Consider the following 25,770-nt stretch of genomic DNA (forward strand, 5'->3'; position numbering starts at 1 on the left):
ATGATTTTACTTTTTCCGTTTTTAAAGCTTTCTTGTAATGCAGTCTTGCGAACTCCCTCAATCATAAAAGAAGCATTCATATCTATTTCTGTACCAGAGCTTGAACCGCCTCGTGCAGCCGTCATTCCCACTTTACCTTTTCCTTCTTCTTCTTCTTCTTCTTCTTCTTCTCCTTCTGAAGCTCCTACTAGTTTAAGTCCATCAGAAATACCGAAAGTGTTAGCTATGTAATTATAATCTTTTACATACTTGGACTTCGCTAATTGATCTGTTTCTTTTGCATCGAGCTGCGGCGGATTTGGCATTTCTCCAGTTTCCTTAGCTTTTTGACCTATTTTGTCGAAATCAAGACCTAAAGTAACATCTGCACCAAGTTTTTTTCTTGCAGCATCCGCTGCTTTTTTTGATGCATTTTGGATTGTGAAACCTGAAAGAACCAAATTTGTAACAATCAGAAAAACTGCCATCAAAATTAATGATGTTCCTATCCTTTTTTTCATACTGAGAATTGCTCGTTTCATAAAATTCATTTTTTCTTACCTCCTTGATATCTTGTATTCTATATAGGTTATCTAGAGTTTATATGGAGCTAATCGGTAGTTTAACTAGAGATATAAGGAGTTTATGTGTAGTTATTTACCTGTTTCAGAAAAGCTAGAACACAAATTCAAAAACGCAGTCGTTTTTGAATATTGGTAAGGAGTTAGTCAATTTAAGAGACTTATAGAAAAGAGAGGTTAAGCTTAATTTAATGTATATAATATAATAAATATAGAGAAGCTATTTGTGAATATCTAGATGGGAATTGTTAAGTTCCTCATAGAAATTACATCTTTTAATAAGAAAAGAAACAAGTTAACATTCTTCTTAAATTTTAATATAAATTATTTATAGTTTTATTTTATTGCACGATTTATAATATAATATACAAATTTATCACCTATTTTTATAATTCAAGCACCTACTATTAGGAAAAGAGAATATTTCCTAATTAATTTAAAACATAAATTTTGTCTATGTTTTAAACAATATGTATTTTGGAGGAGGTTAATTTGATTTTTTCAAAACTCATTGATTGGTACGCCTTATATGATTTACACAAAAAAAGAAGTGTAGCATTTCAGTTTACTTCCCTTTCTAACACTTCATTAAATATAAAGAACATAGAATCTTTTTATAAAGTAAAACCATCACATTTTCATTTTGACATTAAGCATTCAAAGCAGGAAAATGAATACATGGTTGGGCAATTCAACTATAAAAGTTCGGTTCAATCCGGTGATTCACGCAACGACTCTGTAACTGGGGAATTATTCTTACATAAAAATGAAAATGCACCTCATGTTATCTTTGTTCACGGTTGGAGAATGGATTCTAACGAACGTGTGAAAAAAATATTCCACGATCATATGACCAGCCTGAAGTGGAATATGTATTATTTCACTCTACCCTATCATTTTGAAAGAAAACCCGATCAATCCTTATTCAGTGGAGAGTATATGGTAAGTGCAAATATTGAACGAACATTACAAGCAATTAGACAAGCGGTAGCTGATTTACGAGCTTTGATTAAATGGATTAAAGCAAATAAAAAGGGGCCCCTGATTCTAATAGGAATTAGTTTAGGCGGATTTATTACTAACTTAACCTCTCTTGTTGAAGAAGAAATTGATGTGTTAGCATCCATTTTCTATGCAAATCGACTTTCTTATTCTATTTGGAATACAACTCCAGGTAAATTTATTAGAGAAGACTTGGAACATCATGGTGTTACGTATGATGATTTAATAGATTATTGGAAAATCACTGAACCGAGTCAAGCATTACCAAAAGTACAAAAAGAAAATATTTTATTAATTTCAGGTAAGCACGATCTATATGTGCATTCTGAGGATACAGACTACTTGTGGGAAGCTTGGGAAAAACCTACACGATATATTTATACATGCGGGCATGCCGGGATCGTTCTTAAACGTAAAAAAATTGCAACTGATACTATCAATTTTATTCAAAATCGATTGAACACCCCGCACTTATCTAATGCCATGCCTTAAATCGCGAGATTACTAAGTACAAAATCTTATACTTATATTGTTATATTTTTTACTAGTCACCTTTGTAAATCTTAGCCCCAAGCCTTACACGATTGAAAATGAAATAAAATAAATAACTAAAGAACTAATTTACCATATGGAAAAACATTGCTCAGCACTTTCACCAGTGGTCCCTGTATATGCAATATTACATACAAAAATATTTATTTATTACGTTATTAATTTAAAAATAAATTATTCATCCATTAATCTATACCATCCTTATTTACATTTATGGATACCCTAATTACATATGAAAAAGAGAGAAGAACATTGGTTAGTTCTTCTCTTTTTGTTTATTTTTAAGGTAACTATCTATAAAATTTTGCTTTTCATAATTCTTCATGAGTCTAGAAAATAAATTTTTCTAATGTACATAATTACAACGACATTAAAACACTTTGCTCTTAAATCCGCTACTTGTATTATTAATTGCATGAAACTCCTTCTTGAGAAAGGTTTTAATTTCCGAATATTCTGTTGACCGTTATAACATATCCAATTTACAATTTAATTGTGGTGTTCTTTCACAATTAAACTACTTAGAATACACTTCATTTATTTGAAAACAATTACAAATAGAGGTGCTAAAATGAAAACTAGAGTAAATCCAGAATTATTACAAGGGTTAGAGATGTTTCCGGATCTCGATTTACGCCCAGAAAATTTGCAATCAATCAGAGAAGGAATAGCTCAAATGAGACCACCTACCGTTGTTGATGACTCTCTTTCTTTAACAGATAAAGTCATTGTTGGGCCTGATGATAATCCGTTACCATTACGAATTTATCGTCCAAAATCAAATCATGAATCTTTACCTGTCTTATTATGGATACATGGTGGAGGTTATATCTTAGGGTCTATAGATGATAACGATGATACTTGTATGAGGTTTGCAAAAGAAGCTAGCTGTGTGATTGTGTCTGTAGACTACCGCTTAGCACCTGAACACCCTTACCCAGCACCAATTGAGGATTGTTATTCAGCTTTAAAATGGATTGCTGATAATGCAAAGTCATTAAACATTGATTCGAATCGAATTGGGGTTGCAGGAGTAAGCGCTGGCGGTGGACTAACAGCAGCATTATCATTATTAGCCCGAGATCGAAAATATCCTTCAATTTGTTTACAAATGCCACTATATCCAATGATTGATGACAGAAATGATACACCTTCAGCGAATGAAATTAAAGAGGGATTTGTTTGGAACCAAAAGGCAAATGAAGCTGGCTGGAAAATGTATTTAGGAGAAATGTATGGAACGGATCAAATCCCTGCCTATGCAGCACCTTCTCGAGCTGAGGATTATAGTGACTTACCGTATACTTACACATTTGTTGGTCAATTAGATCCATTCCGCAGCGAAACATTAACCTATGTAAGCAAACTAGCACAAGCTGGTGTTGATGTGGAGTTTCATTTATATCCAAATGCCTATCACTGGTTTGAAGGGTTAAATCCAAATGCCGATGTATCTATTTATGCTGTGAACGAAATAGTACAAGCAATAAAGACTGGTTTCAAACGAGTATCCAAGGTTGAGGCTTAATCCCATTACAAGAGAAACACTTATAAATAGTATATATGTATTTATCATTTAAATATAATAGCCGATTCTAAATAAGAATCGGCTATTAATATTTAAAATCCGCCTAATATATTAAGGTTGAGAAACAGATATAAGATGTTTAGGCGATGTGTTTATTTCCTCTGCTAATGCTTTTATGTTCATCATGATTTGAAGTATTTCTTCTTTTGTTGTTCTTGGGTTGATAGAGCAAAGTCGAATTACTACTTTTTCTTTTAATTTAGTCGTACTTAGCATAGCAAATCCTCTTTGATTAATTTCTTCCACCAATTTTTTGTTTATTTCATGAATTGTATCTGTAGATGTTAGCTCACATGGAATATAACGAAAAGTAACAATTCCTAATTGGGCAGGTGTTACTACTTCCCAATCTTTTTCTTTCCTTAAAAACTCTTCAACTTGTTCAGCTAGCATAATGCCATGATCAATTGCCTCACGAAAAGCTGTAACTCCGAATGCTTTAAAAGAAAGCCATACCTTTAATGCTCTAAATCTACGAGAAAGTTCAATTCCACGCTCCCCAAAATTCACTTTTTCTTCTATATTAGTTTCTGTATCCTTAATATACTCTGGGATCATACGGAATGTTTCACTTAAATATTGGCTATTTCGAATAAGTACACAACCAACATCATAAGGCTGAAAAAGCCATTTATGCGGGTCTAACGTTAAAGAATCGGCACGATGAATTCCACTTAATAACTCCCTTCCTTTTTCACTGAGAATTGCTGCAGCCCCATAAGCCCCATCCACGTGTAGCCATATATCTTCATCACCACATACATCAGCCAATTCATCGAGGGAGTCCACCGCTCCGCAATTCGTTGTCCCTGCATTAGCAATAACACAGAATGGTTTTTTCCCTTTTAATCGATCTTCTTTTATTTGTTTTCTTAAAGTACTAACTGAAATTTTTAAGTCTTCATCTGTCTCAATTTGGCAAATTTGATGCTGTTTAAAACCTAATACTTTAAGTGCTCGATCTACAGAAAAATGAGTTTGGTTAGAAAAATAAACAATCGCATTTTCTATGTCATTATTCAGCTTGACCTGTCTCGCTACAGTAAGTGCAGTCAAATTAGCCATGGAACCACCACTGACAAATAGTCCTTCAGCTGAATCAGGGAATCCTAGCATTGATTTTAACCAGTTAATTGTCGTTAATTCAATTTGTTCGGCACCTGCACCTACTATCCAAGCTGTAGGAAATACATTAAACCCACTTGCTAAAAAATCTGCTAATACACCAACATAATTATTAGGACCTGGCACAAAAGCCATAAAATGAGGATGATCCACATGAGTAATTTGATTAAACACATTGTTATTAAGAAAATGAAGTAATTCTTTTGGATTAGATCCGTTTTCCGGAATCGTTTCAATTAGCTTGTCTCTAAAAATATTACTATCAATCGTTTCTGAAACTGGTTTACTTTTTAAATGATTCATATGATCAACAATCAAGTCAACCGCTTGATATCCTAACTGACGCATTTCTCCGGCTGATAACTGTAATTTTTTTGTCATTTGATTTACTCCTATTCTATTTAAAAAGGCGAGTTCTTGCTCGCCTTTTCATTTTTTATAATTTGTAATCACAAATTGTTTGTATTGGATTTTGAAGAATCGTGTTGATTAACCCATGGATGTGATTTAATATTTCCTGTATTTTCTCTGCTTCATATACCGTTTGATCATATCCAAACTTTATTGTAAGTCTTTCTTCAGGGAAGCACATAATTCCATACTTTACATGTGGCTCATCAACAACTTCGTAATCCGTGATAGCAAAATGTCTGTTTTCATTTGGAGAAAAGATTGCTGGATTAGTTGGATAGTTTTCAAAAACCCAAAGATGGTCAGTCAACTCAGTTTTTAATTCACTTTGCTTTTGTATATCAACAAATGAATAGTATGCATACTCATTACATTTCAATGTCTCTAGTTGTACCTTTTGCAGGAAGTCCACAAAAGATTGCGTTTCTGTCCATGCTAATCGGATAGGCAAAACATTTGTGAACAGACCGAACATATTTTCAATTCCTTCTACTTCGGGAGGTCTGACTGATACTAGATTAGGCAATACTACTTCTCTCGTTCCGTTAAATTTGCCAAGTAATATTCCCCATACAGCTAGTAGTGCTGTATTCATAGTTATATTGTTTTTAGTTACAAATGTCTGTAACTGATTAGTCAAATCCTTTTCTAATGTTAAATCCATAAAAGTGAAGTTTAACCCTTCACTTTTAGATGGGACTTTCTTTTTAGGAATACTAATTTTCTGATTGTATCCTGATAAATAATCCTGCCAAAAATGACGTGCTTTCTCATGATCTTGTGCCAAAGTCCAGTCTATGAATGTTTCAAAAGGTTTTACCATAGGTAACTCCGCCTTAGTTCCCGCATTTGTAGTTTCGTAGAGCTGGAATAATTCGTCTATCAAAATGCTGACGCTCCAACCATCACATAATAGATGATGGGAACTCCAAATTACCTTATGCTCGTTATTACCTAGTTGGAATATACAGAGACGGGTCATAAGTTCACCATTTTTAAATCCTTGACTTAAATTTTCATTCATCCACTGATCTAGGAATTCTTGCTGTTCTTGTTTCGTCATCTCAATTAAGTTTTTTATTTCTGAATTTATTTGAACATCATATAGAACAGCTTGCCAAGGTTTTGCTTGTTCATCTTGCACAATTATTGTTCTTAAAGAATCATGACGATCAACTAATTGTTGGAAACACTGAATAAAGAGTTTAATATCCAGCTCCCCCTCAAGTGCCCAAATTGTTTGTTCAAAATATGCATTTGTATCAGGTTCATTCGTAGCGTGCTCATAAATAACTTCCTGGAAAGGTGCTAACGGATAAATACGTTCTATTTTTATATCCGGCATTTTTTCTTGTATTTTGGTAAGTGTATGTTGATTAAGTTGTTTATCTTTAACATTTAGTAATATAGCTTTATTATCGTTCATTATATTTACATCATTTGTTTGTGAACTTGAAAACTGGTCTAGCTTTTTAACAAATTGAACCATGTCCCTTAATATAGGAAATGAAAATAGATTTTTTGGTTCAAGCTCGAATCCTTGTCGATACAGTCTAACGGACACTTGAATCGCTTTTATCGAATCTCCACCTAAGGCGAAGAAATGATCATTTACTCCAACTTGATCTATTTTGAGTACTTCTTGCCAAATACTAGTTAATATTTTTTCCATTTCAGTTTTTGGGGCAATAAATACTTCATTTTTTTGTTTCTCCGGAGTAGGAAGCGCTTTTCTATCTAATTTCCCGTTTGGAGTCAGGGGTAATTGGTCTAAATAAACAAAATAAGAAGGAATCATATAATCTGGCAAGTGATCTCGCAAATGCTTTCGTAGTTCTGTTGTACTAATATTTTGCTCAGTTACCACATATGCAACTAAAAATTTTATTCCGTTCTCATCTGTTTGATCAATTACGACAGCATGTTCGACTTGTTTATAAGTTAGAAGACAATGAGAGATTTCTTCTAACTCTACTCGATATCCCTGAATTTTCACTTGGTAATCTTGGCGGCCTAAAAATTCAATATAGCCCTCAGAATGCATTTTTCCACAATCTCCTGTTTTATATATAAGACCAAAATCAGGATGTGACACAAACGCTTCATTTGTTTTCTTTTCATCATTTAAATATCCTTTAGCAAGGCCCACTCCCCCGATATATAAATCTCCAATTACACCAACAGGGCACATTTTCTTTTCATAGTTCAACACATAATACGTTTGGTTTGCCAAGGGCATCCCGTATGGAATACTATTCCAATGTGATTCCACCTGTTTGACCGGATAATAAATTGACCAAATCGATGCTTCTGTTGCCCCTCCTAGTGAAACTACTTCTGCAATTGGAAAATGTCTTTTTATTTTTTCTGGTAAAGAAAGCGGAATCCAATCTCCACTATGTAAAACTAAACGTAAAGAAGGATATTCAAAATGAGAACCTACTTGATCCAATGCCAAATCCATGATTGCAGGCACTGTATTCCAAATTGTAATCCCTCTACGTTCGACAGTGCGGATTAATTCTTGCATGTCTCTTGGATCACGAATCATTATTAACATTGCACCTGTGCTTAAAGCTCCGAAAATATCGTATACAGATAGGTCAAAACACATGGAAGAGATACCAATAATACGATCATCTTCATTCACCTCATATTTTTGATTTATGTCTTGAATAGTATTTGTAACCGCTTGGTGAGTAATAATTACTCCTTTTGGTTTTCCTGTACTTCCTGAAGTGTATATAATATAGGCAATATCTTCTGGACCAGCAATAGCGGGCATATCTTCTGTTGTATAAAATGACAAATGATTTTCTTCATAAAGACTAGGTTCTAATAAAAGCTTGCATGAGCTATTTTTTAAAATATATGTTTGGCGATCTAAAGGATGATCGGGATCAATCGGAACATAAGCGGCACCTGATTTTAAAATACCTAACATATTAACAATTGTGTCAACTCGCCTTTTTGCTAAAAGACCCACTTTGTCACCTAGACCAATACCTTGCTCTTTTAAGAAGTGGGCAATTTGATTAGAACGTTTATGAAGTTCCGAGTATGTTAACCATTCTTGTTCAAATACCACTGCTACTTCATCGGGTGTACGTTTTACTTGGTCTGTAAATAATTGATACAGAGTAGTTGAAGGTATTTTTTCTGTTGTTTCATTGTATTGCTTAATTAAAGTTTGATCCGATTCTTTCATCTGCAAAGATGTTATATCGCTTTGTTTCACCAATTGTTCCAATAAGTCAACAAATTGGGAAAACATTGCTTCTATTACATCAACATCAAACAACTCTTCAACGTAGTTCCAGCTAATTAATAACTCTCCATTTTTTTCAATTACTACATTATCCAAATACACTTGTGGAGTCCGAGCATGAATATAGCGAAGAGAACCAAGTTGTTCCCAAGAGAAAGCACCTGCACCTGCTAACATCGAGGTGAAAACGATTGGCATAACTGCTTTTGGCGTCATTTGATGATATCGAGTAAAATCTCGAATAAAGTTAACTCCATCGTAATGACGATGTTCAAGGCCATCTAATAAAGTAGCTTGCGTTTCTTTTACTCTAGTAAAGAAAGTTTGCTCTGGTTTTACATCAACATCCAATAAAATAAGTGATGTGAAATCTCCAACAATCTGTTCTACTTCATCATGAACAGGATAACGGTTAAATACAGTCAAGTTAATTGCTAATCGACGTTGATTACTCCAATATGCCAACACATCACCATATATTGTACAAAGTAGAGCGGAAGGCGTTACCTCTTTCTCTTGTGCTAACTTTCGTAGCTTTGTCCATTTTTTATTATCCAGGATTTTTGTAAGTGATTGGAAGTTAGGAGTAGCAATCTCTGCTGGATCCTTTTTTAACAGCAAAGAAGGTGCAAAAGGAAAGTCAGGAAGCTTACTTGTCCAATAATCTTTTGCTGTTTTATATTCTTCGCTTTGTTCCATTTCATCATAGATAAACATATAATCTTGAAAATCAAAAGATAAAGATTCTAATTTTTGATTTGGTTTATAATAATAATGCAACAAATCCTGTCCAACAATGTTCATGCTTGCTCCGTCCATTAATAAAGCATCGTATCGAAAACATAATAAATACGTGTCTTCTTTTAAAAGAAAAGCTTTCAATTCAAACAAAGGCCATTGCCCCAAAGGGAATACATGGTTAGTCATTCGAGAACGCTCTTCTTGTAAGCGAGCATTTTGATTCCTATCATCTAAATCTATGAGACTCACTATTTCAATCTCGTAATCAGGAACGCTTTGTAATATTTGCTGTTTTCCCTCTGGTAAAATTACAGCTCGCAACATTGGATGACGATGAATTACCTTTTGAAAACTTTTTGAAAGACGATTGATATCCAATGCTGTTTCATATTCAAAATATGTTTGAGGTGAAATACCGCTTAATTCAAACTGTGAATTCCGTCCTATCATATACGCTGTCTGAACTTCTGTTAAGGAAAATGGCTTAGACAAATCTTTAACATGAGTTGGTCTACTTTCAAAGTTTTCTTCTTTATGCTCTAACTTTACACAAGAACTCAGTTGAGCGATTGTAGGGTGCTTAAAAAAATCTGTTGTACTTATTTTTAAGCAGTCTTTTCTTAATAAATTAATTACCTGAAGTGCTTTAATAGATTCTCCTTTTAATGCAAAAAAATTATCATGAATACCGATTCCCTCAATCTCCATAACTTTTTCCCACGCACGCACCAATTTTTGTTCAATTTCATTGCGCGGGGCAACGTATGGAATTGATACATAATCCGTTTGGGTTATATCCAATAACCTTTTTCTATCCACTTTTCCATTTGGATTCAATGGAATCTCTTCTACCTGAATCATTTTTTCAGGAATCATAAACTCAGGTAATTTATTACTTAAATATTTTCTGATTTCACCAAAAGACACCTTGTTATCCGATACATAGTAGGCAGCTAATAATTTCCTATTTCCATACACTTGATCAACAACGATAGCCTGGTTTATTTCTGGATATTCCCTTAATTGAGTTTCGATTTCTCTTAATTCAATCCGATACCCTCGAATTTTCACTTGATGATCCATTCGACCTAAATACTCAAGTTCTCCATTAGGCAACCAACGAACGAGATCACCTGTATGATACATCATTTCCCCTGCCGCAAAAGGACTCTGTACAAATTTTTCATCTGTCAGTTTACTTTTACCAAGATACCCTCGTGCTACCGCTACTCCAGCAATGCAGAGTTCACCGGGAATTCCAAATGGTTTTAATTGGCCATACTTATTCAATATATAGGAATGATAATTCGGATTTGGTTTGCCGATCGTAACTTCTTTGGAAGTGCTCAAGTCTTTTACTGTTGCGCAAATGGTTGTTTCTGTGGGACCATAAATATTTAAAATTGTTGCTTCACTGATACAACGAATTTTTTCAACCAAATCAATGGAAAATGCTTCTCCTGCTAATAAAATAGATTTTAAATCTTTTAGAAAACTTGCCCCTTCTGGATCACTCAAAATCACTTCCATTCGCGATGGCGTTGATTCCCATAAATCCACCTTATGTTTTTTGACCAAATGAGCCAATTCTTTTGTTGCAAACTGGTCCTCTGTAGCAATTACTACTTTTGAACCTTGCGTTAAAGGAAGACATATTTCTAACAAGGAAATATCAAAAGATACACTAGCAAGAAACAAGAATGATTGATTAGCCTTTACTTTTTCTCTCATTACATTTAAAAAATGAACTAGCGATTTTTGTTCGATCATTACCCCTTTTGGATTTCCTGTCGATCCTGATGTGTAAATAACATAAGCCAAATCATTAGGATTATGTTCTCGTACTAAATTACTTTCTTCACCTTGGAAAAGATATTCTTTATCAAGATACAGTACTTCACCTGCAAATTGCGGCAATACTTCCTCTGTTCGCTTACTAAGTAAATATTTTGCTTGACTATCTTGTAACATATATTCAATTCGTTCAGTTGGGTAGTTAGGGTCGATTGGTAAATACGCTGCTCCTGCTTTTAAAATCCCCATCATACCAATAATCATTTCTAATGACCGATCTACCATAACGCCAATAATACTTTCTTTTGAAACACCTTTACTTTGAAGAATAGAAGCCAATTGATTCGCTTTCTTATTCAATTCTCTATATGTCAAAGATTGATCATTACAAACAACAGCAATTTGATCTGGAGTTTTTAATACTTGCGCTTCAAACAAATCTTGAAATGATTGAAACAAATCTATGCCCGTTTGAAAAGTATTCAATCCTTCTAACAACTCTTTTTCTTCTTCTGCAATAATACAAATATCTTTCAATGCCAAATTCGGATTTTGTGAAACTTGCTTTAAAACATAACAATACGAATTGGCAAACTGTTGCAAAGAAGAGAATGAACGGGACTTGCAAGAAATTTGAAATTCAAATTCATTATGTATTTCATTCCATTTTCTTCGTATCCATAGGACTAAATTATTCTCTGCGTATTCTTCTAGCGAATTTTCATTATGTAATCCTTCCATCCCGATTACAATTTGAAAAGGAGTTAAATTGTGTTTAACTAATAATTCAGAGAGCGGATACTCCTGATTTTCATACCCGAATAAAGTCGTTTGTTCAATCTCATTTACTAATTGTTTAAAGGTGTGATGCGGATGGATTTCACTTCCTAAAGGAATCAACTTATTAAGATTCTCACTTTGTTCAAGATTCTTTTCAATTATAGGAATACCAATAGTAATTCTTTCTTGATCTGTATAATGTGCCAAACAAACCCTTAAAGCGGCTTGAAACCAGCTAAATAATAATAAATCTTGAGACTTACTTATTTTTTGTATACTTTTACTAAATTCTACATTCACTATGACTTGAACGTACTCACAAGGTATTTCTTTATTTAGTTGGTAATCGCTATTAAATTTAAATACAGAAAAATCGAGAATCTCGGAAGATAATTGCTCCTTCCAAAACGCTTCTACTTCTTTATTTTCATGAATCGAACTTCGATCTTTAATGTGCATTTTTATCTTTATCCCCCTAATATTCATTTCTTCTACTCGTTAATTTTTAAGCCAACTTCAAGCCCATGGAGAAACACTTGATGATTATCCAAACATAAAAATTGCTGAATATCTTCAAATTTCATATGACCAACTGAACAAATCCCTAAATTTAATGTCTCAGCAACCATATTTAAGGTAGCAGTGATAATGCCTGACTCAATACAAGCAAATAAATATCCATCTGAACCGTATTTCGGGATGGAAGCGTTCGCATTATAAACCAAATAAACTGAGAAGGCAGATTGAGTAAATAAATCCTGATTAATTAACTCATGATCACTTTTGATTACTTGATCAATGTTGTTTACAATCACAAGACTATTTTTTGATGGGTTATAATAATAAAATCCAGCTTTCATATCCTCTATACGTTTTGGTTTTACATAAACAAAGATATCAATGGGATAGAGCCCGCCTGCACTTGCGTAATGATAGTATATTTTTTCTTCCCTAACCTGTTTTAGAGTTGATAAGAATTGGGAAAATTCCGTAAAACTAATATGTTTTTCCATATCAAATTGACGACAGGACCTACGTTCCTTGATTATAGTAGGTAGCTCATTTGTTGTTTCAAGTTGAATTTCGGTCGACCGTGCAGCAACGTGCGTGCGATTTAATTGTTCACTCATATACTTATCTAACTTTTCTTTAGAAAAGCGAATCTGGTTGCTATATGGATTTGAAAAAATCTTTTCTTGTGAAGAAAATACTTCTCTTGGGTGTAATATATTACTTACTAACACACGATTTTTTATCATGAGCTCTATGTTTTTTTGTGTCTCTTCTACATTTCCTAACGAAAAGCGCTCTACTAGTTCACTAATTTTCACACCTTTTTGAGCCATAAAATAAAAATCTGGAAACCACTCAGACAGAATACCTGTAAATCTCATTTCCCCTATCAAAACTTCATTATGCAACTTCTCCCAATGCTTAATCGGAGACCAGTAATAAATTTTCTCGCTCATATAACCCTCCATAAACGTTTAACTTATTTTTGAAATGCAATTTTCTAATTTACAAAATTTTTTTCAGATTCTGCTCCTTGTCTCATAGTGATTATAAATACATGCACTTTAACGAAACTTGAAAATAATGAAATAACTTTTTCTTCATTAAAATTTTTTATTTCATCATAAAAAATGATTTCTTTTTGGATACTTCACATCCTTTCCCATAGTAATCCTATAAGGTATAAACCATTTATAACATTGAGAATATTCATGTATTTCCAATGTGAAATTATTGTAATGGATTGGAGAGCGGTTGAATATAGTTATTAAATCAAATAATGTTGAGAAAGTTTTATTTATTATATTGATAAAATTTTATGATGTAATTTATTACAAATAGATTAAGAAAAGAGTTTTAAATTTTTCTTAATCAGTTAGTGTGAAAATATCACATACTATTACATACAATCGAGTTACTTACATTTCATATTCAAAATAGAGAAAAGACACCTTGAATGGTGTCTTTTCTCTATTTTAATTCCATATACTTTTTACGCCTTTGTTATTTTTAAACGATTTGTAGGAATTAATACAACTCGAACATCTAGTTCGTTATATGTTCGAATATACAATAAACATTATATGAATTACGAATGTATTTCAGGTAATTTTATAAATAAACTCAAAGATATCTTCTCCTCCTACTGTCACAAAAGAAATAAGCTATTGCTTATTTCTTTTATTAAATTGTAATATAATTACAGTATGTGAAATTATATTACATTAACTTTAAAAACGAAGTGAGAATAATCTTCACTTCGCTTTTTTTATTTGCAATCCTTGTTAAATTTGCTCAATGCAGTATTTATTTCCACATTCTTCGCTTTTATTTAATCGGTTTCTCTGTTTTTAAGACAAATGAACTTAATGCAGGAACTTTAATTTTATTGTCATGGACAACATAAAGTGGTTTACTTCCCGCCTGCTTGCTGTCTACTAGTACTTTCCAAGGCCCTTTCGATGGAAGTGTTATTTCAACAGCTTCTCTATTTGCATTGTGAGCCACTGTAAAGTATTCATTTTTATTCCCCTCTATTGTATAAGCTACAGTATTTTTCGGAGCATCAATAAATGATACGTTTGTTTTTATTTGCTCTGCAGATGTCATTCGAAAAGCTGAGTACTTTTTGCGTAATTCTATTAAACCCTTCATATAATCTACTTCATTATTAAACGTTGCACGGCGCAGCCAATCCATCTGGTTAATTGAATCTGGAGATTTGTAACTATTATGATCACCGTATTTCGTCCGCATAAACTCTTGCCCTGCATGTAAAAATGGAATCCCTTGTGATGTTAATAAAATTGAAGAAGACAATTTGTGCATTTGTTTTCGCATTTCTTCACTGTCACCTGGATTAGTTAACTCAAGTTTATCCCATAATGTATGATTGTCATGTGCTTCCACATAAGTTAATACCTGTTCCGGATCTTGATAGGTAGACGAATTTGTATCGTAGTCAATACCTGCCGTAATACCTTTTTTAATACGATCTTCCATGTTTTCCTTTCCATTTATAAAACCATTTTCCTTTTCCTCAAATACACTACCTTTCAACCCATCACGTATATTATCGTTAAAATGAGCAATCCCTTTCATTTTCTCTGCATTTTTTTGATTTGCTTTCAGCTCAGCTGCAAGAGGTGTATTTAAATCCCATCCTTCTCCGTGTAGTATAATAGAAGGGTCAATTTGATTAACAGCTTTACGTATTTCATTCATCGTTTCATAATCATGAATACCCATTAAATCAAAACGGAATCCATCTAAATTGTATTCTTTTGCCCAATATGTGACGGAATCTATCATAAATTTCCTCATCATTTTTCTTTCTGAAGCAGTATCATTTCCTACTCCAGTTCCATTTGCAAATGTTCCATCTTCATTGTAACGATAATAATAACCTGGAACTAACTTATGGAAATTAGATTCAGCAGCGTTATACATATGGTTATATACTACATCCATCACTACTCGAAGATTATTATCATGTAGTGTTTGAACCATTTGCTTCAATTCAGTTATTCGCACAGTCGGCTCATAAGGATTTGTAGAATAGGAGCCTTCTGGAACGTTGAAATTTTTAGGATCATATCCCCAGTTATATTGCGGTTCATTTAAAGTCTCTTCATTTACAGAAGCATAATCAAATATCGGTAAAAACTGAACGTGAGTAACACCTAGATCCTTTATATGATCAAGTCCTGTTTTTACACCTTCTGGCCCTTTTGTTCCTTTTTCTGTTACACCTAAATACTTCCCTTTCTGTTTAATACCACTTTCAGGTTGGATGGAAAGATCGCGTACATGTAACTCATAAATAATAGCATCTTCCGGATTTTTAAATTTTGGCTTTTTGTTTGCTTTCCATTTTTTCGGATTTGTTTCTTCTAAATTAACGACTGCACCTTTATCCCCATTTACAGAAGCAGCACGCACATATGGATCAACCGCTTCAGTCCACTTATCACCAATTTTGACCTTATACGTATAAAAGAGCCCTTTTTGGTTCCCCTTTAGTTCTGCTGTCCAAGTTCCCTTTTCACCTTGTTGCATGTTTATTTCAGCACCTATTTTATCGTTCCAGTTTTTATATGTAACTAACTTCGCTTCGCTTGCAGTAGGAGCCCATAAACGGAACTTTGTATGTTGCGGAGTATATGTATTTCCTAAATCGTTGCCACCATAATAAAATAAATTATCAAATTCTTCGCTACGAATGACTTTACCAATTTCAGTATTCGTATCAGCTAAGTTTTCAATTTTAACTTTGTATGTTTGTTTTAAATCAATTTTCTGTTCCGTAATTATTTTAACCTTATTAGTAATATCTCCACTGTTTGTATCATAAGGAGTAATATTTTTAATTTTAATGCCTTCAATTTCAATTTTCTTTTCCTTAATATGAAACGGGACATTAGTCGTTACAGTAATTTCATTGAAACTATCAATAGTTGCTTTTTGAATTGAGAGATCCGATGAAGGCTTAGAGTTATATACTTTTTCATCACCCGAAAGAATCCATACTTCAGCACGACCGTCCTTTATATTTTCAATCCAACGATCCCCACCATCTTTTTCCCATTCATTTGTTCGAACTATAAATCCTACACGATTATAGTCACTGTCTATTTTTATCTTAGCGTATTTTCCAAATTCATCTTCACCAGTAAATTCATAAGATGTACCATTTGCATTTTCTCCCCATAACCAAAGATTCCAGTCTTTTGTATTTCCAAGCTTTTCTTTGTAATGAATGATAATTTCAGTTGTTTTCGAATTTGAAACTGCCTTCACACTCTGAAAAGAGAAAACAGATGATAACATAATGATTAAAGTAAGTAATAAAACTGTTTTATTAATTAATCTTTTTGTAATTAGCACCACATACACCCTTTCTTCAAATATTACTAGCGATTTATTATGCTTACACTGAATAACACTGCTTAAATTAATCTAGAAATCTCTTTTAATTCACCTCCATATTTGCTATTTTCACGTATGTATTTCAATGACCTTTTAATACGAAAGCGTTTGCATTAATGCTTAAAAAAATAGATTTGTGTATGCCCTCATATATTTGTAAATGCTAAAAGGTCAGGGAAATCATTTTAAAGCAATCGTTTGTTATCGCTTTCATTTTATAGACTTTCTATCAAGAGGTCAATATATTATTAATTTTCTGTTTTTACACACTTTAAACCTTATTTATCGCAACTTCTTACAGATAACGCACCTAATTATTGCTTAGTCAGTTTATTTCCAACAATACATTACGAAAAAAACAGCTAATATCCTTAAAATGATATTAGCTGTTTTTTCATAATGTATTAATATATGAATGATAACTATATTTCTAAATTACTTAATTTTTGCTGCATCAAATGCTTTTTGAACTGCTTGAACTTCAGCTGTATTCGCACCATATTTATTAGTTGCCACTCGAATACATGCTGATTTCAATTCTTTGAAATTAGAAGTCATGTTTAACTCATCTGTATTTGCATAATAGAAAATATCAAACATTTTATCTTCACCAATTCCTTTAACAGTTACTCCGTTATGAGTTCCACCTTTCGCAATGAGATACGCAACTTTATTAATAATACTTGAATTAAAATGAACACCGCCTTGATCCCATCCATTAAAATCGTTAAATTCACTGTAATCATCTGGATAAGGTACTCCTAGTGAAGATGGAACAGAAGCTGGGTTTTCCATATCACGGAAAACAGATCCTGTTTGTTCTCCCATTGTCCAGTTAAAGTTTCCATTATTTACGTATTTCTCAATAGATGTTCCCATAATATCAGATAATGCCTCATTAATCGCACCGGATTCTCCGTAATATTCAAGATTAGATTCGCTAGAAGTAACAGCATGTGTAAATTCATGTCCAGCTACGTCATATGCTTTAACGATAGGATCGCCATATACAAGCATACTTCCATTATTAGCACTTAATGCATTCTGCCAATTTTTCGGATCATTCGTCTCTTCAGAATCCCAAGCGTGTACAACTGAAACTACTTTTTGTCCTTTATTATCAAAGCTATTACGCTTGTATTTATCTTTATAAAAATCAAATACTTTTGTTGCTAAGTAATGAGCACTTACTGCTTTTGGATCGTTAAATGTTGCCGAAGTACTAGTCGCTAATGTACCAGGATAATAGCTTTCTTCTTTAGTAATATCTCTGTAATTCACATCATATGTTTCAATTCCTTGCCCTCTTGTATAATCAGCAAGAGCATATTTGCCATTACTTTGTTTAGAGATACCAAATGAACGAGAAATACCTAAATCATCTTTTCCTGTTCCAGTTAATGATGTAAGACTGCTTTGTTTACTTTTCTTTAAAGCTCCAACTAGTTTGTCACTGGCTTTTAAGTTAGATTCTTGTACCATATTTTTTAACATATCACCATTTTGTGCATTTACTAAATAAGTACCAGAAACATAGGTTGGTGTTGCAGCTTCAAAGGTAACTTGGTATGCATTTTTAGCTTCTCCATTATCTTCATCAACAAAAATAACCTCTTTAACTTCTGGCTCAGAAATAAACTTGATATCGTTCCCGTACTTCGTATAAATAAATTGTTTTGCTTCATCTTTTGATAGATTAATAGGTTTTTTCAATTCTTCTTGTTTTAAATTTTGCGCGCTATCACCTGAAACACTTTTAATAACACCCTTATTATCTACGTGTGCAGTTAATTGATGGCCATATACTTCTTTTCCTTCGTATGTTTGCTGCATACGCACAAGTGTAGTTCCATCATACGAACCACGTTTTTGAAGGACTTTATAATCTACCCCTGCTTCTCCATTGACTTGTTTTTGGGACAGAGCTTGCTCTGTTTTCTCCTTAAGTGCATCCTTTACTACATTTTCTGGTGCCTTTTGTGACGGCTGTGTAAGTTCACCCGAACGGAACGATTCCTCTTGAATTTGAACTTGTAGTTGATCTGTTTCCTCTGCATGACCTACGCCATATGGTGCCACAGCTGTTAAAGCTAATCCTGTTGTTAATGCTACCTTAGTTAATGTCTTTTTGTTTTTCATTATTTCACCTCGTATAATTTTTGAAATAGAAAGCTTGTACAAAGTATACTGTCTATTCCTGTCGGAAAAAAGAGAAAATACGAAATTTATGTAACATTATGCAAAATTACATAAATTGTGGTCAATATTATAAATAATGAACGGAACACATATGTACATTATTTTGAATAAAAGAGAATCCTTATAGACACTCATCCAATTGGTTAGTTATTAATTATCTATATTCATTCTAATAAAAGTATACTTACATCTAAATAACAACATAAAAACCCACTCTTTACTATTGTAAGAGTGGGTTTCATACTATTAAAATAACAATTACTATAAGAAACCTTATAATTTATATTTTTTTAGTAATCCTATTAAGTTTTTTATAAAATTCACCTTTTGTCTTTGCATGATTAAACTCATTTGGATTAATATTTGCTTTTTGTGCGAGTGCTACAATTTCTTCTTTTGAAATTGAGTCTTTCGTATTTATAGATGCTATATTTGTGTATTTTCCGTCTTCTGTTTTTGGAATTTCTAAAATCCCTTTATTCACAAGATCAACTACAGCCTTATGCTCTGAAGAATGTAAATCTACACCAGTAATTTTCCAATTACGCATAACTTTTGGTGTGTATACACCGTTCTTTACCTCTTTTAAATATGTAATAGCAAGGTTACGAATGGTTCCACCTGTTTCTCCAAATGCATTCTCTTGTTTAGATGACCAAATTTGTTCAAACTTACGCCCCTCTAAAGCTCCCCCTTTTGCCTGAAGAGCCTCCATTCTATATGCATTCATTCCCAGCGTCATAACATCGCTCGTTTTGATTGGTTTGTTTGTACGAATAGAGCGTAAATTTGTAATTCTACTTCCATATGGTTTTGTTAAGTCAATTTCGTATTTTACGCCTCCAAAGAAATCGTTCGTACTGTATTTAGATGCACGGCGGGTTTTATCAAAGCTAACGGTTACATCTCCGGCACGAGATGAGTTAAAATATCCTGCTGCCCATTCCATATAGTCTTTTAAATCTTTTCCAGAAATCTTATATACTGTAATTTCTCCCAAGGCATATTGGTAATTGTACGCAATATCTTTTTTCTTAATAGGACCTATATCCAAACGAGCATAATCATTATCAATTTGATGGGCTACTACATCCGCTTTACTGTAGTAGAGCATGACTTCATGAAAGAAATCTGATAAAGGTGTTTCTTGAATCTGAACACTTGGAATACCTTTTATTTCATTTTCAGGAACAAGATTTCTCCCCTTTAATTGAGCGACTACAACATTTGCATCTCCTCTCGCATATTCGTGAAAAGGTGTTAATGTTTCTTCAAGTGTAGGATCAGCTAATATCGTTGTTCCATCAGCATTTTTTACTGGTATAGCGGTAGCAGTTTTATCTTTTAAAACCAATTTCCCATCTTGCTTTGTAAAAGTAAGGTCAATACGTGAAATATGTGTTCCATATTTATCTGGTTCTGTAATAATTACGCCATTTACAACTTCTTTTTTTACAAGTTTATGCATATGAGCCGCAAAAATAGCGCTTAGTTCCGGACAAGCATTTGCAATATCTTGAACACCAGTACCAGGGATACCATTCTCATTTTCTAATCCCATATGCATAACTCCTACCATTACATCTACTTTACCTTCTAATTCCTTAATTGCCTTTTTCGTCTCTTCTACCGGATTTTTCACCACTAAACCATCTAAGTGATCTGTCCCTTTTTCAAAATCACTAATCATTGGTGTATTCATACCAATAATCCCAACTTTAATTCCACCTTTTTCTACAATTGTATATGCAGGAAGAAAGCGCTCTCCATTTTCCTTATAAATATTTCCTGCTAACGTTTTTCCCTTATATTGCTCACTAACTTTTTTCAATGTATCTAATCCAAAATTGAATTCATGATTTCCAAATGCCCAGGCGTCATATCCCATTGTATTCATCGCTACCATCATTGGCGATTGTGGTTTATCGTTGAATAATTCTACTGAGTTTCCTTGAATTGTATCCCCAGCATCTACTAATATGGTATTGGGATTTTCTTGACGGACCTTCTTTATAACCGTATAAAGCTGCGTCAGACTTCCACTCATATTTGCTCCATCAAGCGCATAATCCCAAGGCATAAATCTACCATGAATATCTGCAGTACCTAACAATGTGATATTAACTTCAGATTCCTCAGCCTTAGAGATAGGTGGTTTGACTATTACTGCTGTTCCAAGCAGTAATAGAATTACAAAGTAACATACATAGTTCTTCCATTTCATTTTTTGCATAATAATAATATTTCTCCCCTTTTTGTACTTTCATAAAGTTGCTTGAACTTTAAAAATGTAACTTATTATTCAGGAAACTTCAACTACAAAAGATAATTTTGAAGGTGGTTCTGTTGCAAAATAAAGAGAATAAATTGCATACATCCCCTAACAGAATTGTATTTTATCGTTTCCTGACAGAATACCCCTTCCTTAAGCGTGTGAAGAGTACTTTCAAAATAAGGACATATCATTCATCATCATAAAATCATTATTTCAATTTACTAAAATTCGCATATAAAATATGTTATGATGATTATTTTTTTGAATTTCATTGTCGAAGTATTTCCTTCTCAATGAAAATACTTCCAAAAAAATAACCCCGCTCTTCATTTAAGACGGGGTTACACTTATACAGAAAATCGGATAGTTTCATATTTTCTTAAGCTTATTGGTTACTTTCAACTAATTTCATTCTATTTTTGTTTTCTTCTGAATCAATATGAATCAACCGTTTTCCCTGTTTATAATACGCATCAATAAATAGGGAATGATTTTTACTTTTCAATTTCACAAAGCAATTTTATCTCTTTTATTTGTGAAATATGACGCTGTTCATGTAAATAAATCAGTTCTATCCACTGATCAAGGGATAATTCTCCAAGAGCTGGATGCATCACTGCTTTTTTCGCTAATATAGACTCATCTTCTATTGTACTCAGGAAACGCATCAATTCTTTTCTTGATTCGTTTAGCATATTGAGCATTTGCTCCACTTCAAATGGTTCTATAATTGGTTCAATCATTTCTGGAGCTATAAACTTTTTCGTTCTATCTAATAAAATAGTGTGAATTTCTTTACACTCATTTTGGGTACTATCTAACTTTTTTAATCCTGATGAAATAACTGTTATAACTCTCTCATCTAATAAAACTAAATGATGACAAACTTGTGCAATACTCCATTTATCCTTATCTGGTTTCCTATTAAATTGAGCATCACTCAACAAATTAATTTCCTCAACTAATTGATCTCTCGTTTCATAAAACTTTTCATTTACAAATGTATCCATGTGGATTCTCCTTTCATTGCAACCTACATACTTAAATTCCTACGCTAGAAATATTATCTTCAAAAAAAGTTTTTCTTTCACTACTATTCCAATTTCATTTTAAAGCTACAAATGAAATTATTTGTTTTTTATATCTTTTTAATTGGCACAAATAAATTAACCTTTAACTTTCCGTCTAGATCTTCAGCAACATTATTTAAGCAAAACTCTAAATTATCTCTATCATAATCTGCATCATACTCACTATTTGGTAGCCACTCTGCATACATGTATTGATACGCTTCACTTAATTTATGAGGTTCATCATAGAACTGGTATAGACCATATGTACCTCCATCTAATCTTTTAAATTGCACATCATGATGCTTTTCTTTATCGAAGTTTTCAGGAATCGTAACACATGCATCATGCCGGCACTTATGACTTGTTCAGGATTATCTAATGATATTCCGATAAATGATTGCTCTGGTGGATAAAGTTTATTTTCAATTGACCAATTTAGTAACTTTCCCCAGTGATCTTGTGGTTCAAAGTAGCTACCAGTTCGTCTTATATATGCTACTTCTAATGTTGGTAATTTTTTTATAAAAACTTTCATTTACATCTTCTCCCCTATAAATATGTACACTGTTTATTTAGCTTTCTTTAAATATTTATTCCTTCTTAAATAAAAAGAATCCTCTAATCACATGAATTTTAATTGAAATACAATTGATTACTATTACTACTACTAAAGTAGTATGTACTTTCATACTTTTATTTGATTTTAAAGTCTTTTTAAATCGATATATTGATTGTAAGAAAATAAAAAGGTGGAGGATTTTAATTGATTAAAGGAATATACGAAGCGCATTTACCAGTATAATGTCCTATCAATTTATCATTAAATAAATGTAAAAAATGAACCTATTTATTCATTTTTAATGCGTATGTATGTACATTTGTTAATTTATTCGATATATTATGGGTATTGAATGATTACGTAAAGTGTATAGGTCGCTTATATAACACCTTATATTTTTATATCCGTGAAAACTACAAAGTGTATGAAAATCCATTTGTCAAATGAATTTAGTGTGGAAGGAGGTTTGTGGTTACTTCATAGGGTATAATAATCAGTTTTTTACTGATAAAAATATAGGAGGCGACATAATGTTTCGTACGATTTCAAATTTCATGAGAGTAGCTGAGATAAGAAGGAAAATCCTTTTTACACTAGCGATGTTAATCGTTTTTCGAATTGGCACGTTTATTCCAGTTCCTCATACTAACGCAGAGGTATTAAAAGTACAAGATCAAGCTAACGTTCTAGGTATGTTAAACGTATTTGGCGGAGGAGCATTGCAACACTTCTCAATCTTTGCTGTAGGTATTACACCATATATTACAGCTTCCATCATAGTACAATTACTACAAATGGATGTTATACCTAAGTTTTCGGAATGGGCAAAGCAAGGAGAAATGGGCCGTAAGAAATCAGCTCAATTCACTCGATACTTTACAATCATTCTCGCATTCATACAGGCCATCGGAATGTCTTATGGCTTTAATAATATAGCAGGTGGACAATTAATAACAGATCAAAGCTGGACTACATACTTATTTATTGCGACAGTTTTAACTGCAGGTACTGCATTTTTACTTTGGTTAGGCGAACAAATTACCGCTAACGGAGTTGGTAATGGTATTTCGATGATTATCTTCGCAGGTCTCGTTGCTGCGATTCCAAATGTTGCAAATCAAATTTATTTACAACAATTCCAAAATGCTGGCGATCAGCTATTCATGCACATAATAAAAATTGTTTTAATTGGACTCGTAATTTTAGCGATAGTTGTTGGCGTTATTTACATTCAACAAGCTGTACGTAAAATACCGATCCAATATGCAAAAGCTGTTTCAGGAAACAATCCATATCAAGGAGCAAAAAACACTCATTTACCGCTTAAAGTAAATAGTGCTGGTGTTATACCAGTTATCTTTGCTTCTGCATTTTTAATGACGCCGCGTACAATTGCGCAGCTCTTCCCTGATTCAAGCGTATCAAAATGGTTAGTTGCAAATCTTGATTTCGCACATCCAATTGGAATGACACTTTATGTCGGTCTTATCGTTGCTTTCACATACTTCTACGCATTTATTCAAGTAAATCCTGAACAAATGGCTGAGAATTTGAAAAAGCAAAATGGATATGTTCCTGGTATTCGTCCTGGTAAAGCAACTGAACAATATGTAACTAAAATTCTATACCGTTTAACATTTATCGGTGCAATTTTCTTAGGTGCTATTTCTATATTACCGCTCGTATTTACGAAAATTGCTACGTTACCACCTTCTGCTCAAATTGGTGGTACAAGCTTACTTATCATTGTCGGTGTAGCACTAGAAACTATGAAGACGTTAGAAAGCCAGCTTGTAAAACGTCATTATAAAGGCTTTATTAAAAAAGTGAATTAATTATAAAAAACACAGTTGGTTATTTTTCCAACTGTGTTTTTTATTTTATCAGTCCTGTAATATACAGGGCTGTTGCTTTATGGAACTACATCTCCTTCTCTAATAACCGCCCTTTTTTGAAATAAGTCCGTAGTGTTGAACGATTGGCCAAAAATACACCAATCAATATAAGACAAGCCCCCATTCCCATTGTAGGATTTAAAGGTTCTCCTAAAATGATATATCCCACAATTATTGCAATTAATGGTGATACATATAACCACGTCGATGGAAATACTGGATTTGTTTGTGATAAGAGCCAGTAATATAATCCGTGTCCACCAATCGATCCGATAAATATGAGATATAAAATAGGCCATTGCACACTCCATGAAGTTAATACGGTTACGTTTGGTTGTTCTACAATAATAGATGCGATTAGTAGTAAAATCCCTCCATAAAACATTTGAATACCGTTAATAAGAAATGGTGATACATTTGATAAATCTGACAGTATTTCTTTCGAACGAATAGAGCCTATTCCGTAAAATAACTCCCCTATAACTAAAACAATACAAGCAATACTCCATATGAAACTTACTTGTTGATGCATTCCTGGTAAAGAAACAAATATAACACCTGCTAGTGCAATAACTAAAGCAATGAGTTGTTCCTTTTGTAATTTCTCCCTATTCCTCTTTGCTTGTATTAATAAAATCATCATTGGTCCCGTAGCAGAAAGAACAGCAGCTAATCCCGAAGAAATATATTGTTCTGACCAATATAAACTTGCGAATGTCATAAATGTTAAACAAAATCCAGCATACATAATGCGTTTTGAAAATATATGTGGCATAATTTCTTTTCGCTTTAATTTAAAAATAATCATAAGGATTATGCCCGCTAAAAAGAAGCGAATTCCTGCTGAAAACAACGGTGGCGCCCCTGCTTCAATTCCAATTTTTATCGTTAAAAATGTTGTCCCGAAAATAATACATACTAAAATGTAATTAAAAATGACCATTTTGCTTCCTCCTTTTTACTCTTAGAATGAGTATAGAGGCTATGGTGTATAACAGTGTATCGGT

The 25,770-nt window shown here is 33.0% G+C and carries 11 protein-coding genes and 2 pseudogenes; 3 read left to right on the forward strand and 10 right to left on the reverse strand.

Annotated elements, in window-relative coordinates:
• Positions 1-530, reverse strand: a pseudogene (locus HMPREF1014_RS13605) (ABC transporter permease); the annotation flags it as partial.
• 522 nt (positions 531-1,052) lie between these two features.
• Between HMPREF1014_RS13605 and HMPREF1014_RS13610 the strand changes: the two are divergent.
• Both HMPREF1014_RS13610 and HMPREF1014_RS13615 read left to right on the forward strand, forming a co-directional pair.
• Complete coding sequence (locus HMPREF1014_RS13610) at positions 1,053-2,054, forward strand: alpha/beta hydrolase (protein ID WP_000577729.1); 1,002 nt, start codon at positions 1,053-1,055, stop codon at positions 2,052-2,054.
• Between the two features lie 631 nt (positions 2,055-2,685).
• A complete protein-coding gene (locus HMPREF1014_RS13615) occupies positions 2,686-3,642 on the forward strand; it encodes an alpha/beta hydrolase (RefSeq protein WP_000857941.1) in 957 nt (318 codons plus the stop codon).
• Between the two features lie 111 nt (positions 3,643-3,753).
• Here the strand turns inward: HMPREF1014_RS13615 and HMPREF1014_RS13620 are convergent, their stop codons facing one another.
• The 8 genes and pseudogenes from HMPREF1014_RS13620 to HMPREF1014_RS13655 form a co-directional block, all read right to left on the reverse strand.
• Positions 3,754-5,208: an aromatic-L-amino-acid decarboxylase gene (locus HMPREF1014_RS13620; protein ID WP_000162823.1), complete on the reverse strand. Its 1,455-nt coding sequence runs from the start codon at positions 5,206-5,208 to the stop codon at positions 3,754-3,756.
• 55 nt (positions 5,209-5,263) lie between these two features.
• Complete coding sequence (locus HMPREF1014_RS13625; protein WP_000547592.1) at positions 5,264-12,280, reverse strand: non-ribosomal peptide synthetase; 7,017 nt, start codon at positions 12,278-12,280, stop codon at positions 5,264-5,266.
• A gap of 32 nt (positions 12,281-12,312) precedes the next feature.
• Positions 12,313-13,290, reverse strand: a complete 978-nt coding sequence (locus HMPREF1014_RS13630; RefSeq protein ID WP_001290964.1) for a SagB/ThcOx family dehydrogenase — start codon at positions 13,288-13,290, stop codon at positions 12,313-12,315.
• 871 nt (positions 13,291-14,161) lie between these two features.
• Positions 14,162-16,720, reverse strand: coding sequence for a type I pullulanase (gene pulA / locus HMPREF1014_RS13635; protein ID WP_000909225.1), 2,559 nt, complete (start codon positions 16,718-16,720; stop codon positions 14,162-14,164).
• Positions 16,721-17,197: 477 nt separating this feature from the next.
• The gene (locus HMPREF1014_RS13640; protein WP_000791443.1) at positions 17,198-18,901 is read right to left on the reverse strand and encodes a M4 family metallopeptidase; all 1,704 of its coding nucleotides are present in this window, start codon (positions 18,899-18,901) and stop codon (positions 17,198-17,200) included.
• Positions 18,902-19,241: 340 nt separating this feature from the next.
• Complete coding sequence (locus tag HMPREF1014_RS13645; RefSeq protein ID WP_001171077.1) at positions 19,242-21,194, reverse strand: bifunctional metallophosphatase/5'-nucleotidase; 1,953 nt, start codon at positions 21,192-21,194, stop codon at positions 19,242-19,244.
• 536 nt (positions 21,195-21,730) lie between these two features.
• Positions 21,731-22,246 carry a DinB family protein gene (locus HMPREF1014_RS13650; RefSeq protein WP_000379377.1) on the reverse strand — a complete coding sequence of 172 codons (516 nt, stop codon included), beginning with the start codon at positions 22,244-22,246 and terminating at the stop codon, positions 21,731-21,733.
• A 128-nt stretch (positions 22,247-22,374) separates the two neighbouring features.
• A pseudogene (locus tag HMPREF1014_RS13655) lies at positions 22,375-22,844 on the reverse strand (AraC family transcriptional regulator).
• Positions 22,845-23,398: 554 nt separating this feature from the next.
• Between HMPREF1014_RS13655 and secY the strand changes: the two are divergent.
• Positions 23,399-24,703 carry a preprotein translocase subunit SecY gene (secY, locus tag HMPREF1014_RS13660; protein ID WP_000490131.1) on the forward strand — a complete coding sequence of 435 codons (1,305 nt, stop codon included), beginning with the start codon at positions 23,399-23,401 and terminating at the stop codon, positions 24,701-24,703.
• Between the two features lie 85 nt (positions 24,704-24,788).
• Here the strand turns inward: secY and HMPREF1014_RS13665 are convergent, their stop codons facing one another.
• A complete protein-coding gene (locus tag HMPREF1014_RS13665; protein WP_000234331.1) occupies positions 24,789-25,706 on the reverse strand; it encodes a DMT family transporter in 918 nt (305 codons plus the stop codon).
• Positions 25,707-25,770: the final 64 nt, after the last annotated feature.

Origin of the sequence: Bacillus sp. 7_6_55CFAA_CT2, assembly GCF_000238655.1 — a bacterium.
GTDB classification, from domain to species: Bacteria; Bacillota; Bacilli; order Bacillales; family Bacillaceae_G; genus Bacillus_A; species Bacillus_A cereus.

Coding starts and splice junctions, on each gene's coding strand:
- HMPREF1014_RS13615 (WP_000857941.1), top strand. CDS start 2,686: ATGAAAACTAGAGTAAATCCAGAATTATTACAAGGGTTAGAGATGTTT.
- HMPREF1014_RS13620 (WP_000162823.1), bottom strand. CDS start 5,208: ATGACAAAAAAATTACAGTTATCAGCCGGAGAAATGCGTCAGTTAGGA.
- HMPREF1014_RS13625 (WP_000547592.1), bottom strand. CDS start 12,280: ATGCACATTAAAGATCGAAGTTCGATTCATGAAAATAAAGAAGTAGAA.
- HMPREF1014_RS13630 (WP_001290964.1), bottom strand. CDS start 13,290: ATGAGCGAGAAAATTTATTACTGGTCTCCGATTAAGCATTGGGAGAAG.
- HMPREF1014_RS13640 (WP_000791443.1), bottom strand. CDS start 18,901: ATGAAAAACAAAAAGACATTAACTAAGGTAGCATTAACAACAGGATTA.
- HMPREF1014_RS13645 (WP_001171077.1), bottom strand. CDS start 21,194: ATGCAAAAAATGAAATGGAAGAACTATGTATGTTACTTTGTAATTCTA.
- HMPREF1014_RS13650 (WP_000379377.1), bottom strand. CDS start 22,246: ATGGATACATTTGTAAATGAAAAGTTTTATGAAACGAGAGATCAATTA.
- secY (WP_000490131.1), top strand. CDS start 23,399: ATGTTTCGTACGATTTCAAATTTCATGAGAGTAGCTGAGATAAGAAGG.
- HMPREF1014_RS13665 (WP_000234331.1), bottom strand. CDS start 25,706: ATGGTCATTTTTAATTACATTTTAGTATGTATTATTTTCGGGACAACA.